Source organism: Streptomyces xingningensis (assembly GCF_054957865.1).
Genome location: NZ_JBDJPF010000061.1, coordinates 13,831 through 26,842, shown reverse-complemented (window position 1 = coordinate 26,842; position 13,012 = coordinate 13,831). Strand labels below are relative to the sequence as shown.

Annotated in this window: 10 protein-coding genes, 1 tRNA gene and 1 pseudogene; 11 read left to right on the top strand and 1 reads right to left on the bottom strand. The window is 70.2% G+C overall.

Features of this window, described 5'->3' with window-relative positions:
* Positions 1–3 precede the first annotated feature (3 nt).
* Positions 4–581: pseudogene (locus tag ABCR83_RS26110) on the top strand (tyrosine-type recombinase/integrase); the annotation flags it as partial.
* A gap of 133 nt (positions 582–714) precedes the next feature.
* Here the strand turns inward: ABCR83_RS26110 and ABCR83_RS26105 are convergent.
* Positions 715–786, bottom strand: a tRNA-Arg gene (locus tag ABCR83_RS26105).
* Positions 787–989: 203 nt separating this feature from the next.
* Here ABCR83_RS26105 and ABCR83_RS26100 point away from each other — a divergent pair.
* The 10 genes from ABCR83_RS26100 (at position 990) to prfA (ending at position 12,981) form a co-directional block, all read left to right on the top strand.
* Complete coding sequence (locus ABCR83_RS26100) at positions 990–1,442, top strand: response regulator (protein WP_462697636.1); 453 nt, start codon at positions 990–992, stop codon at positions 1,440–1,442.
* A gap of 78 nt (positions 1,443–1,520) precedes the next feature.
* Positions 1,521–2,372 (top strand): ArgS-related anticodon-binding protein NrtL, encoded by an 852-nt coding sequence (nrtL, locus tag ABCR83_RS26095; RefSeq protein ID WP_462697635.1) that lies wholly within the window; start codon positions 1,521–1,523, stop codon positions 2,370–2,372.
* Between the two features lie 14 nt (positions 2,373–2,386).
* A complete protein-coding gene (gene lysA, locus ABCR83_RS26090; RefSeq protein ID WP_462697634.1) occupies positions 2,387–3,778 on the top strand; it encodes a diaminopimelate decarboxylase in 1,392 nt (463 codons plus the stop codon).
* 122 nt (positions 3,779–3,900) lie between these two features.
* Positions 3,901–5,193, top strand: coding sequence for a homoserine dehydrogenase (locus tag ABCR83_RS26085; protein ID WP_462697633.1), 1,293 nt, complete (start codon positions 3,901–3,903; stop codon positions 5,191–5,193).
* Positions 5,194–5,208: 15 nt separating this feature from the next.
* Positions 5,209–6,282, top strand: a complete 1,074-nt coding sequence (gene thrC / locus ABCR83_RS26080; protein ID WP_462697632.1) for a threonine synthase — start codon at positions 5,209–5,211, stop codon at positions 6,280–6,282.
* A 326-nt stretch (positions 6,283–6,608) separates the two neighbouring features.
* Entirely contained in the window at positions 6,609–7,523 is a 915-nt protein-coding gene (thrB, locus tag ABCR83_RS26075) for a homoserine kinase (RefSeq protein WP_462697631.1), read from the top strand.
* 404 nt (positions 7,524–7,927) lie between these two features.
* Entirely contained in the window at positions 7,928–9,961 is a 2,034-nt protein-coding gene (gene rho / locus ABCR83_RS26070; RefSeq protein ID WP_462697630.1) for a transcription termination factor Rho, read from the top strand.
* A gap of 329 nt (positions 9,962–10,290) precedes the next feature.
* Positions 10,291–11,412, top strand: a complete 1,122-nt coding sequence (locus ABCR83_RS26065) for an LCP family protein (protein WP_462697629.1) — start codon at positions 10,291–10,293, stop codon at positions 11,410–11,412.
* Between the two features lie 144 nt (positions 11,413–11,556).
* Complete coding sequence (gene rpmE / locus ABCR83_RS26060) at positions 11,557–11,781, top strand: 50S ribosomal protein L31 (RefSeq protein ID WP_030414149.1); 225 nt, start codon at positions 11,557–11,559, stop codon at positions 11,779–11,781.
* Positions 11,782–11,892: 111 nt separating this feature from the next.
* Positions 11,893–12,981 carry a peptide chain release factor 1 gene (gene prfA / locus ABCR83_RS26055; RefSeq protein ID WP_462697627.1) on the top strand — a complete coding sequence of 363 codons (1,089 nt, stop codon included), beginning with the start codon at positions 11,893–11,895 and terminating at the stop codon, positions 12,979–12,981.
* Positions 12,982–13,012 lie beyond the last annotated feature (31 nt).

Below are 13,012 nucleotides of genomic sequence, written 5' to 3'. Positions count from 1 at the left end.
GCGCTTCAATACGCCGGACTGCGACCCGCCGAAGCGGTCGGGCTGCGACTGGTGGACTGCCACCTGCCGGAGACAGGTTGGGGCACGCTGACGCTGCGGGAGACGCGCCCTGTCTCCGGCAAGCAATGGACCGACTCTGGGGAGCGGCACGACCGCTGGGGCCTGAAGGCCCGTGAGGCGTCCTCCGACCGGCCGGTCCCCATCCCGCCCGTACTGGTCGCGATCCTCCGGGCCCACCTGAAGGAGTTCGGGACCGCCAAGGAGAGGCGCGTATTCGGGAACGAGCGCGGGGAGTGGTTGGATCATCCACCTATTGGCGAGTCTGGGAGGAAGCGCGGCAGTACGCCCTACCGCCAGAGCGGGTCAACTCGCCTTTGGCTGGCCGTCCGTACGACCTGCGCCACGCCTGTATCACGCGGTGGCTGAACGCCGGAGTCCCTATCGCTGAAGTGGCCCGACGGGTCGGCAACTCCCCGGAGGTGATCCACCGCCGGTATCACGGCTGTATCGACGGCCATGAGGAAGCCGCGAACGCGAAGATCGCAAAGGCGCTGGAGGAGGAGGAGGGCGACACGGCCTGATGAGTGTGTCGGAGGTGTGTCGCGAACGCTGAGAGACAGCGAGAAAGGGCGGGAGTCAGTGAGACTGACTCCCGCCCTCTTCTGTCGGCTCCCGCCCTGGTCACCCCGTAAATTTACTGGATGCTAAGGCGAGTGCCCCCGGCAGGATTCGAACCTGCGCACACGGCTCCGGAGGCCGTTGCTCTATCCCCTGAGCTACGGGGGCGTGTTCTTCCGCTCGTTTGCGGCGACGGGTAGAACCCTACCAGCTCCTGGAGGGTGATCAGTAACGAGTGATGAGGGGGCCGGGTGCCGCGCGATTAGCGCATCTGGCGGGGTGGTGGGGGGCGGTCGGGGAAAGCTCGCTCGCACGGGGTGGAAGTGGGGAAAAGCCGGACGCGGTGTGGTGGGCGCGCCTACTCTCAGGGTGTGCCTGGCTTGTCCGGCCGGGTCCTTGTTGTCGATGACAACAGGGTCATCCGGCAGTTGATCAGGGTCAACCTCGAGCTCGAAGGCTTTGAGGTCGTGACCGCGGCCGATGGTGCCGAATGTCTGGAGATCGTGCACCGGGTGCGTCCCGATGTGGTGACTCTGGATTTTGTGATGCCCCGGCTCGACGGGCTGCGGACGGCCGCGCGGCTGCGGGCCGACGCGCGTACCCGGGAGATACCGATCGCGATCATCAGTGCGTGTACGCAGCTGGAGGTGGACAGCGGTCGGTCGGCGGGGGTGGATGCGTTTTTGGCGAAGCCGTTTGAGCCCATGGAGATGGTCCGGCTGGTGCGGAGGCTGATGCGCCGCCGGGGGGGAGAGGGTGAGGACGGGCTGCCGGAGGCGGCGGCCTCGGGGGACGCGGAGCCGGTGGTGCGGCCGGCCGGGTAGGAGGGTCGGGCGGGCAGGCGGCGGGGAGAGGGAAATCCGTTCGCTCGATGGGCACCCTCCTCCCCTAGGCTGGGGTCTGTGACCCCCGCCGATCTCTCCCGCACCGTGCTGCACACCGTGCGGTGCGCCGTCGAGGCCGATGAGCTGCGCGCCGTCGTGCCCGACCGGGTCGGTGTGCGGGTTCCGCCGCGGGCGGGGTGTGGTGACTACGCAACCAATGTCGCGCTGCGGCTGGCGAAGGAGAGCGGGCGGCCCGCACCGGAGATCGCCGAGGTGCTGCGGCGCAGACTGGTGCGGGAGCGGGGCATCGCGCGAGTGGACGTCGCCGGGCCGGGGTTCCTCAACATCACGCTCGAGGGCGGGTCCCATGGGCAGTTGGTGCGGGAGATCCTGGACGGCCGCGAACGGCGGGGCGAGCGGTTCCCGCTGCGGCCGCCGCCCGAGCTGCTGCGCAGACTCGGCAGCGATGCCGCGCGCTGGAGCCTGCTGTGCCCCCCGGGCCTGGACCGTGATCTGCTGCTGGTGCAGCGGGAAGCCAACCCCCTCTTCCGCGTCCGCTACGCCCATTCCCGCAGCCGCGCACTCCTCCGGAACGCCGGTGATCTGGGGTTCGCTCCGGAGATCGCGGAAGATCACGAATTTGCCGGCGGGGGAGAGGGAACGGGGGGCGGTGGCGCCGCGGTTCTGCTCGGCGAGCTCGCCGAGCATCCGCGCATCGTCGCCACTCGCGACCCCGGCCGGCTCGCCCGCCACCTCGAACGTCTTGCCGACGCCTTTCTCCGCTGGCAGGCGAGCTGTCCCACGCTGCCCCGCGGGGACGAGAAACCCTCGGTCGTCCACCGCGCCCGACTGGCCCTCGCCGAGGCCACGGGCAAGGTGCTCGCCGACGGCCTTCACCAGCTCGGCATCACCGCACCCGCACACCTCTGAGGAGACCAGAGCCCATGAGCCGCTCCGCCCACCCCGCCGGGCCCCGCCATGCCGATGTGCTGCCCGAGGGGCATCATCCCGCGCCGCCCGCCGACCTCAACTCCCTTGACCCGCACGTCTGGTCCCGTACGGTCACCCGGGACGCCGAGGGCGTCGCGACCGTCGGCGGGCTGAGCGTCAAGCGACTTGCCGAGGAGTTCGGCACCCCCGCCTACTTCCTCGACGAGGACGACTTCCGGGCCCGCTGCCGGGCCTGGCGCGAAGCCTTCGGGCCGGACGCCGACGTCTTCTACGCGGGCAAGGCGTTCCTGTCGCGGGCCATTGTGCGCTGGCTGACCGAGGAGGGGCTCAACCTCGACGTCTGCTCCGGCGGTGAACTGGCCACCGCCCTCGCCGCGGGCCTGCCCGCCGAGCGGATCGCCCTGCACGGCAACAACAAGTCCACCGAGGAGATCACCCGTGCCGTCGAGGCCGGGGTCGGGCGGATCGTGCTCGATTCGTTCCAGGAGATCGTGCGGGTGGCGCACATCGCCGAGCGGCTGGGCAAGCGGCAGCGCGTCCTGATCCGGGTGACCGTCGGTGTCGAGGCGCACACCCACGAGTTCATCGCCACGGCCCACGAGGACCAGAAGTTCGGTCTCCCGCTGGCCGGCGGGCAGGCCGCCGAGGCCGTCCGGCGGGCACTGAAGCTCGACGGACTGGAGCTCGTCGGACTCCACTCGCACATCGGCTCGCAGATCTTCGACACCTCGGCGTTCGAGGTGGCGGCGCACCGCGTCATCGGGCTGCTGGCGCAGATCCGGGACGAGCACGGCATCGAGCTGCCCGAGATCGACCTGGGCGGCGGCCTTGGCATCGCCTACACCTCGGACGACGACCCGCGCGAGCCGGACGCGATCGCCCGGGCGCTGCGCGAGATCGTGCACCGCGAGTGCACGGCGACCGGGCTCGCGGTACCCCGGCTGTCCGTCGAGCCGGGGCGCGCGATCGTCGGACCGACGGCCTGCACGCTGTACGAGGTGGGTACGGTCAAGGAGCTGCCGGGCCTGCGGACATACGTCAGCGTGGACGGCGGAATGTCCGACAACATCCGCACCGCGCTCTACGGTGCCGAGTACAGCGTCGCGCTGGTCTCCCGCACCTCCACCGCCGAGCCGATGCTCTCCCGGGTGGTCGGCAAGCACTGTGAGTCCGGCGACATCGTGGTGCGCGATGCCTTCCTCCCCACCGACCTGGCGCCCGGAGACCTGCTGGCGGTGCCCGCCACCGGTGCGTACTGCCGCTCGATGGCGAGCAACTACAACCATGCGCTGCGCCCGCCGGTGGTGGCGGTGAAGGACGGTACGGCACGGGTGATCGTCCGGCGGGAGACCGAAGAGGATCTCCTTCGGCTGGATGTCGGCTGACGGCCGTCGGCCGACGGCCGGCTGACGGAAACAGGGATCTCGGATACTGGACGGGGGCGGGAAACCTCCGTCCGGTGAGTGAGACTGGTGAACCACTGAAGATGAGTGAGAGACGAGGTCGGATGATGCGTACGCGTCCGCTGAAGGTGGCGCTGCTGGGCTGTGGAGTGGTCGGCTCAGAGGTGGCGCGCATCATGACGACGCACGCGGACGACCTCGCGGCCCGGATCGGCGCACCGGTCGAGCTGGCGGGCATCGCGGTCCGCCGCCCCAGCCGGGTACGGGCCGGGGTGCCCGCGGAGTTGATCACCACCGATGCGACCGCGCTGGTCAAACGCGGTGACATCGATGTGGTCGTCGAGGTGATCGGTGGCGTGGAGCCCGCCCGTACGCTGATCACCACCGCCTTCGAGCACGGCGCGAGCGTGGTCTCCGCCAATAAGGCGCTGCTCGCCGGGGACGGTGCCGCCCTGCACGCCGCGGCCGAGGCCCGGGGCGCCGACCTCTACTACGAGGCGGCCGTCGCGGGCGCCATCCCGCTGGTCAGGCCGCTGCGCGAGTCCCTGGCCGGGGACAAGGTCAATCGGGTGCTGGGCATTGTCAACGGCACCACCAACTTCATCCTCGACAAGATGGACACCAGCGGCGCGGGCTACTCCGAGGCACTGGACGAGGCCACCGCGCTCGGTTACGCCGAGGCGGACCCCACGGCGGACGTCGAGGGCTTCGATGCCGCCGCCAAGGCCGCGATCCTGGCCGGCATCGCCTTCCACACCCGGGTGCGGCTCGACGATGTCTATCGCGAGGGCATGACGGAGGTCACCGCCGCTGACTTCGCGTCCGCGAAGCAGATGGGCTGCACCATCAAGCTCCTGGCGATCTGTGAACGGGCGGCCGACGGGCGGTCGGTCACCGCGCGGGTGCACCCGGCGATGATTCCGCTGAGCCACCCTCTCGCCTCGGTGCGTGAGGCGTACAACGCGGTGTTCGTCGAGGCCGAGGCCGCGGGGCAGTTGATGTTCTACGGTCCGGGCGCGGGTGGTTCGCCGACCGCCTCCGCGGTGCTCGGCGACCTCGTCGCCGTCTGCCGCAACAAGCTCGCACAGTCCACCGGGCCCGGTGAATCGGCCTATGCCCGGCTGCCGGTGAGCCCGATGGGCGAGGTGGTCACCCGCTACCACATCAGCTTGGACGTGGCCGACAAACCGGGCGTCCTCGCCCAGGTCGCCACGGTCTTCGCCGAGCACGGGGTGTCCATCGACACCGTCCGCCAGCAGGTCAAGGACGGCGACGCGGCGCTTGTGGTGGTCACCCACCGGGCCGCCGACGCGGCGTTGTCGGCGACCGTGGGGGCGCTGCGCAGGCTGGACACGGTGCGGGGCGTCGCGAGCATCATGCGGGTTGAGGGCGAGTAGGGAGTTACGGAAGTCATGTCTGCAAGCAAGGCCACCCATCAGTGGCGCGGCATCATCGAGGAGTACCGCGACCGCCTTCCGGTCTCGGCCGGCACCCGGGTCATCACCCTGCGCGAGGGCGGCACGCCGCTGGTGCCCGCCCAGGTGCTGTCCGAGCGCACCGGCTGTGAGGTGCATCTCAAGGTGGAGGGTGCCAATCCCACCGGTTCCTTCAAGGACCGCGGCATGACCATGGCCATCACCCGGGCCAAGGAAGAGGGTGCCAAGGCCGTCATCTGCGCCTCCACCGGCAACACCTCGGCCTCGGCCGCCGCCTACGCGGTGCGGGCTCAGCTGGTCTGCGCCGTCCTGGTGCCACAGGGCAAGATCGCGCTCGGCAAGATGGGCCAGGCGCTGGTGCACGGTGCGCGCATCCTCCAGGTCGACGGGAACTTCGACGACTGTCTGACGCTGGCGCGCGGGCTGTCCGACAACTACCCCGTGGCGCTGGTCAATTCGGTCAATCCGGCGCGTATCGAGGGTCAGAAGACCGCGGCCTTCGAGATTGTGGACGCGCTGGGCGACGCCCCGGACATCCATGTGCTGCCGGTCGGCAACGCGGGGAACATCACGGCCTATTGGCGGGGCTACCGGGAGTACGCGGCCGACGGCCCGTCGACCCGTACGCCTCGGATGTGGGGCTATCAGGCCTCCGGTTCCGCGCCGATCGTGCGCGGTGAGCCGGTGAAGGACCCGCACACCATCGCCACCGCGATTCGCATTGGCAACCCGGCCTCCTGGCAGTTCGCGGAGCAGGCGCGCGATGAATCGGGCGGTCTCATCGACGAAGTGACCGACCGCCAGATCCTGGCCGCCTACCGGCTGTTGGCCGCGCAGGAGGGCGTCTTCGTCGAGCCCGCCTCGGCGGCGAGCGTGGCCGGCCTGCTCAAGGCCGCCGAGCAGGGCCTGGTCGACCCGGGTCAGCGCATCGTCTGTACGGTGACCGGCAACGGCCTCAAGGACCCGGACTGGGCGGTGGCCGGTGCGCCGCAGCCCATCACCGTTCCGGTGGACGCGGGTGCGGCTGCCGAGCGCCTCGGGCTGGCCTGAGGCCGTACTGCTCCCGAAACGCCGGAGGTCACGGCCCCGGACCCGAGAACCGCACCTCATGCGTGCGGAGTCGGGGTCCGGGGCGCGGCTCCGGCGCACGGGAAGTGGCCGGTTTGGGGAGAGACCGCCCCAAATCCGGCGTGCCACAGGCGACACGCATCGCGCGCCTCCTGTGCGCCCTATGTCGCCACAGAACCTTCCTTCGATAGGCTGTCCTCACTCCGCCCCGTCGCAGACCCGAACCGCCCCCCACGCGGTAACACCGTCGCGGCCCTTGCGGATGTCGCAAGCCCTGCCAAGGCCACACCAAGGAGAGTCATCGAGCGATGGCCGGTCCCGCCTTCCGCGCCGCCGCCGTCCGAGTGCGCACCCCTGCCACCAGCGCCAATCTCGGTCCCGGCTTCGACGCCCTGGGTCTGTCCCTGGGCCTCTACGACGACGTCGTGGTCCGGGTGGCCGAGTCCGGGCTGCACATCGACATCGCCGGCGAGGGTGCCGAGACCCTGCCGCGTGACGAGAGCCACCTGCTCGTACGGTCCCTGCGCACCACCTTCGAGCTGCTGGGCGGCCAGCCACGCGGCCTCGAGGTGGTCTGCGCCAATCGCATTCCGCACGGCCGGGGCCTCGGCTCCTCGGCCGCCGCCATCTGTGCCGGGATCGTCGCCGCCCGGGCGGTGACCATAGGCGGGGCCGAGCGGCTCGACGACACGGCGATGCTGGAGCTGGCCACCGAGATCGAGGGCCACCCCGACAATGTCGCCGCGTGCCTGCTCGGCGGTTTCACACTGGCCTGGATGGACTCGGGGGCAGCCCGGGCCATTCGGATGGACCCTGCCGATTCCATCGTTCCGGTGGTCTTCGTGCCGGCCCGGCCGGTGTCGACGGAGACGGCCCGGGGGTTGCTGCCGCGCAGCGTCCCCCATGTGGACGCGGCGGCCAACGCCGGTCGTGCGGCGCTGCTCGTGGCGGCGCTCACCAACCGTCCTGAGCTGCTGCTTCCGGCCACCGAGGACCGGCTCCACCAGGAGTACCGGGCCCCGGCGATGCCGGAGAGCGTGACCCTGGTCAACCGATTGCGCGCGGACGGCGTCCCCGCAGTCGTATCCGGTGCGGGCCCCACGGTGCTCGCGCTGGTCGAGAACGGTGCGGCCGACAAGGTCGCACGGCTGGCGGGCGAGGGCTGGGCGGCCAACCGGCTGGCCTTCGACGTCGGGGGGGCGAGCGTGCTGCCGCTTGCCTGAACATGGCGGCCGGGGTCTGCCCCGGTCCCGCGAAAAACGCGGTTGCCGGTCTTTGAGAGGGGGAATGTTTGTGGGATCCGGTAGTGTTAACCTCAAGTCTGCACCCGAAGCCACATCGGCTCGGTGCTCTGTGTCCCGATCAGGGACCGCTTTTCTTCCGGGAGCCTCCCAAACTGCCTGAGCAGATTCGAGCACGCTCCGGAATCGGCGTGGGCGACATGAGTGAAGCGATGCGTCATGTCTTCACTGATTTCTTCACGCCGGCATCAATGCACTGAATTTCTTCCGCCGTACCGCGGCGGACCACCGCCCCGGCCCGGTCCGCGCAACAGGACCGCAGCCGGACAGCACAACCGGTCGCCGAGCCAGACAGGCCGACGCCCGCTCCAGGGAAGGACCCCTTCGTGAGCGACACCACCGATCTGATGGGCGTGAATGCCTCCGCGCCCGCCACGGACGCTCCCGCCGCGCCTGCCACCGGTGCTCCCACCGCCCCCAGGCGGCGACGCTCGGGCACGGGCCTCGACGCCATGGTCCTGGCCGAGCTCCAGCAGCTTGCCTCCAGCCTTGGCATCAAGGGCACCGCGCGGATGCGTAAAGGCCAGCTGATCGAGGTCATCAAGGAGAAGCAGGCCGCTTCCGGCGCGTCCGGCAAGTCCGCCGCCGAGCCCACTGCGGCTCAGGGCGAGGCCGCCGAGACCAAGCCGAAGCGCCGCGCCACCTCCCGTACCCGTACGGGTGAGGCCGCCGGCGGCTCCGACAAGGCCGCCGAGCAGGTGGCCACTCAGCAGCAGATCGAGATTCCGGGCCAGCCGTCCCCCAAGCTCTCGGCTCCGCTCGAGCAGGGGGGCGCCGCCGGCGATGAAGCCCCGGCGGGCGAGCGCCGCCGCCGTCGGGCCACCGCGCCCACCGGCAGCCCCGAGCCCTCCGCCGAGGCGCGGGCCGAGGCTCGTACCGAGGTGCTGACCTCGGAGAAGCCGGAGGCGGCGCTGGACACCGCCGAGGGCAAGGCCGCCAAGGGCGACCGTCAGGAGCGCGGGGACCGCGCGCCCAAGGGCGAGCGTCCGGCCCGTGGCGAGCGCCAGCGCGGCGACCGTGACCGCCGCGGCCGCGGCGAGGACGGGGCCGGCCAGCAGGGCGGCAACCGCCAGCAGCAGCGCGGCCCCCAGGGCGGCGCGCAGGACGAGTACGACGACGAGGCGGGCGGCCGGCGCGGCCGGCGCGGGCGCTACCGCGACCGCCGGGGCCGCCGGGGCCGTGACGACTTCGGCAATGAGCCGCAGGTCTCCGAGGACGACGTCCTGATCCCGGTCGCGGGCATCCTGGACATCCTCGACAACTACGCCTTCATCCGGACCTCCGGCTACCTGCCGGGCCCGAACGACGTCTATGTCTCCCTCGCCCAGGTCCGCAAGAACGGCCTGCGCAAGGGTGACCATGTCACCGGTGCCGTGCGGCAGCCGAAGGACGGGGAGCGCCGGGAGAAGTTCAACGCGCTCGTCCGGCTCGACTCGGTCAACGGCATGGCGCCCGAAACCGGCCGCGGCCGCCCCGAGTTCAACAAGCTCACCCCGCTCTACCCGCAGGACCGGATGCGGCTGGAGACCGACCCGGGCGTGCTGACGACCCGGATCATCGATCTGGTCGCGCCCATCGGCAAGGGCCAGCGCGGACTGATCGTGGCCCCGCCGAAGACCGGCAAGACCATGATCATGCAGGCGATCGCCAACGCGATCACCACCAACAACCCCGAGTGCCACCTGATGGTCGTCCTGGTCGACGAGCGTCCGGAAGAGGTCACCGACATGCAGCGGTCGGTCAAGGGCGAGGTCATCTCCTCGACCTTCGACCGCCCGGCCGAGGACCACACCACCGTCGCGGAGCTGGCCATCGAGCGCGCCAAGCGCCTGGTGGAGCTGGGCCACGACGTGGTCGTGCTGCTGGACTCGATCACCCGCCTGGGCCGTGCGTACAACCTGGCGGCCCCGGCCTCGGGCCGGATCCTGTCCGGTGGTGTCGACTCGACCGCGCTCTACCCGCCGAAGAAGTTCTTCGGCGCCGCGCGCAACATCGAGGACGGCGGTTCGCTGACCATCCTGGCCACCGCGCTGGTCGAGACCGGCTCCCGGATGGACGAGGTGATCTTCGAGGAGTTCAAGGGCACCGGCAACATGGAGCTCCGGCTCGACCGGAAGCTCGCCGACAAGCGCATCTTCCCGGCCGTGGACGTCGACGCCTCCAGCACCCGCAAGGAGGAGATCCTGCTGGGCGGCGAGGAGCTGTCCATCGTCTGGAAGCTCCGCCGGGTGCTGCACGCGCTGGACTCGCAGCAGGCCATCGAGCTGCTTCTGGACAAGATGAAGCAGACGAAGTCCAACGCCGAGTTCCTGATGCAGATCGCCAAGACCGCGCCCGCCCCGGGCAACGGCAACGACTGACGAGCCCGTCAGCCCAACGCGGCAGCTCCCCGCCACGACCGTGGCGGGGAGCTGCCGCGTTTATCGGCCCGTGACCTTTTGAGACTTCCGCCACAGGACGGGCACGCGGTGCGGTCCGGCGCACATCCCACCGATATGGGAGAAAACGCAGGTGATGGGGGGTGTGGCCGGGATACGCGGGGAGCGCCGGCCCGGCTGTTCCTAAGAAAGCCCGCAGAGAGTGCCGTGCAACCCTGTCGCAGACCCCGCCGTCTGAGAGGTGGCGGGAAACCGCACCTGACCCGGGCGGCAGGGGGGAAGCCGAAGACCAGCGGAGGACTGAAGAGCGTATGGCTGACGACAGCAGGGGCGCGAAGGCGGGTTCGCGCCGCCGACGTGCCGGCAGGGCTCGTGGCCGCAGGCGCAAGCCCCCGGCCCGTCGCAAGGGCTGGCGAATAGCCCTCTGGACGACCGCCGCGCTGGTCGTCCTCGGCGCCGGGGGCCTTGGCTTCGTCTACTACCAGCTCAACGGCAACCTGCACGGTGTCGACATCAACGCCGCCCTTGGCACCGACCGCCCGGAGAACGTCGACAACGGCTCGCAGGACATTCTGGTGCTGGGCTCCGACTCCCGGGCCGGCGACAACGGCAAGTACGGCGACGACGAGGGCAGCGCCCGCTCCGACACGGCGATGATCGTGCACGTCTATGCGGGTCACAAGAAGGCCAGCGTGGTCAGCATCCCGCGGGACACCATGGTCCCCAGGCCGGAGTGCAAGTCGCCGGACGGCAAGAAGACCATCCCGGCCACCAAGCGCGCCCAGTTCAACGACGCCTATTCGGTCGGCGGCGCGGTCTGCGCGGTCAAGACCGTGGAGGCCATGACCGGCATCAGGATGGACCACTACCTCGAGGTCGACTTCGCCGGCTTCCAGAAGCTGATCGACAGGCTCGGCGGCGTCGAGATCACCACCACCAAGCCGATCCATGACAAAAAGAGCCACCTCGACCTGGCAGCGGGCACCCACACCCTCAACGGCGAGCAGTCGCTCGGACTCGTCCGCACCCGGCATGGCGTCGGCGACGGCAGCGACCTGGGCCGCATCAAGCTCCAGCAGGCCTTCATCAAGGCGCTGATCGAGCAGGTCAAATCGGTGGGCATGTTCAGCAGCCCCACCAAGCTCTACGGCCTCGCCAACACCGCCACCAAGGCCATCACCACCGACTCCGAGCTGGCCTCGATCAACCGGCTGCTCTCCTTTGCCAACGGCCTCAAGAGCATCGGCTCCAGCGATATGCACATGGTCACCCTCCCGGTCACGCAGGACCCCCTCGACCACAACCGGGTGGCCCCGATCGACTCGGCGGCCAAGCAGATCTGGAAGGCCCTGCACGACGACCAGCCGATCCCGGACGCCGCGCTCAAGGACGGCGCGGGCACCAAGACCGACGCCGACGGCGTCGTCAGGTAGCCGCCCACGGGACCGGGAATAACCGGCCCCCACCCCCCGTTTTGGGGGATGCGGCCGGTACTGGCAGACTGGTACGTCGGCCCCGGTTCACGTTCGGCAATCCCGCCCTGCGACCCGGTGCCCTCCCGAACCTAGGAGAACCCCTTGAAGCGCGACATCCACCCGGAGTACGTCGAGACCCAGGTCAGCTGCACCTGTGGCGCCTCGTTCACCACCCGTAGCACGGTTGCCGGCGGCAGCATCCGCGCCGACATCTGCTCCGAGTGCCACCCGTTCTACACGGGCAAGCAGAAGATCCTCGACACCGGTGGCCGTGTGGCGCGGTTCGAGGCCCGCTTCGGCAAGAACGCCGGGTCGGCCAAGAAGTAGCGACCCGCAGGCGCCGGTTCCCGGCCGTCTCTCGCGTGCGAGGGGTGGCCGGACCGGCGTTTTGTCGTCCGGCAGGTCACCTTCTCCGCCACTTTCGCTTAGGGAAACTTGATGTTCGAGGCAGTCGAGGAACTCATCGGTGAGCACGCCGACCTCGAGAAGCGGCTCGCCGACCCCGCCGTGCACGCGGACCAGGCCAACGCCCGCAAGCTCAACAAGCGCTATGCCGAGCTGACCCCGATCGTCGCCGCCTACCGTTCCTGGAAGCGGACCGGGGACGACATCGAGACCGCGCGCGAGCTGGCCGCCGACGACCCGGACTTCGCGGCCGAGGTCAAACAGCTGGACAGGCAGCGCGAGGAACTCACCGAGAAGCTGCGCCTGCTGCTGGTGCCCCGCGACCCCAGCGACGACAAGGACGTCATCCTCGAGATCAAGGCGGGCGCGGGCGGTGACGAGTCCGCCCTGTTCGCCGGCGACCTGCTGCGCATGTACCTGCGCTACGCCGAGCGGGTCGGCTGGAAGACCGAGATCATCGACTCCACCGAGTCCGAACTCGGCGGCTACAAGGACGTCCAGGTCGCCGTCAAAGCGAAATCTCATCGGGACAGCAACGGCGCCACCGAACCCGGCCAGGGCGTCTGGGCCCGGCTGAAGTACGAGGGCGGGGTGCACCGCGTCCAGCGGGTGCCCGCCACCGAGTCCCAGGGGCGCATCCACACCTCCGCGGCCGGCGTGCTGGTCACGCCCGAGGCCGAGGAGATCGACGTCGAGATCAACCCCAATGACCTGCGCATCGACGTCTACCGCTCGTCCGGCCCCGGCGGCCAGTCGGTCAACACCACCGACTCCGCCGTGCGCATCACCCACCTGCCGACCGGTGTCGTCGCCTCCTGCCAGAACGAGAAGAGCCAGCTCCAGAACAAGGAGCAGGCCCTGCGCATCCTCCGTTCCCGGCTGCTCGCCGCGGCCCAGGAGGAGGCCGAGAGCAAGGCCGCCGACGCCCGCCGCAGCCAGGTCCGCACCGTCGACCGCTCCGAGAAGATCCGGACGTACAACTTCCCGGAAAACCGCATCTCGGACCACCGGGTGGGCTTCAAGGCGTACAACTTGGACCAGGTACTCGACGGCGAACTGGACGCGGTGATCCAGGCGTGCGTCGACGCCGACTCGGCGGCCAAGCTCGCGGCCGCCCAGTAACCACGCGTACCTCACCGGTGGTCATGGAGCG

Bases quoted from the DNA above. Each gene is read 5' to 3' on its own strand.
- thrB (WP_462697631.1), top strand. From the start codon at position 6,609: ATGGCCGGTCCCGCCTTCCGCGCCGCCGCCGTCCGAGTGCGCACCCCT.
- ABCR83_RS26085 (WP_462697633.1), top strand. From the start codon at position 3,901: ATGATGCGTACGCGTCCGCTGAAGGTGGCGCTGCTGGGCTGTGGAGTG.
- ABCR83_RS26065 (WP_462697629.1), top strand. From the start codon at position 10,291: ATGGCTGACGACAGCAGGGGCGCGAAGGCGGGTTCGCGCCGCCGACGT.
- prfA (WP_462697627.1), top strand. From the start codon at position 11,893: ATGTTCGAGGCAGTCGAGGAACTCATCGGTGAGCACGCCGACCTCGAG.
- thrC (WP_462697632.1), top strand. From the start codon at position 5,209: ATGTCTGCAAGCAAGGCCACCCATCAGTGGCGCGGCATCATCGAGGAG.
- lysA (WP_462697634.1), top strand. From the start codon at position 2,387: ATGAGCCGCTCCGCCCACCCCGCCGGGCCCCGCCATGCCGATGTGCTG.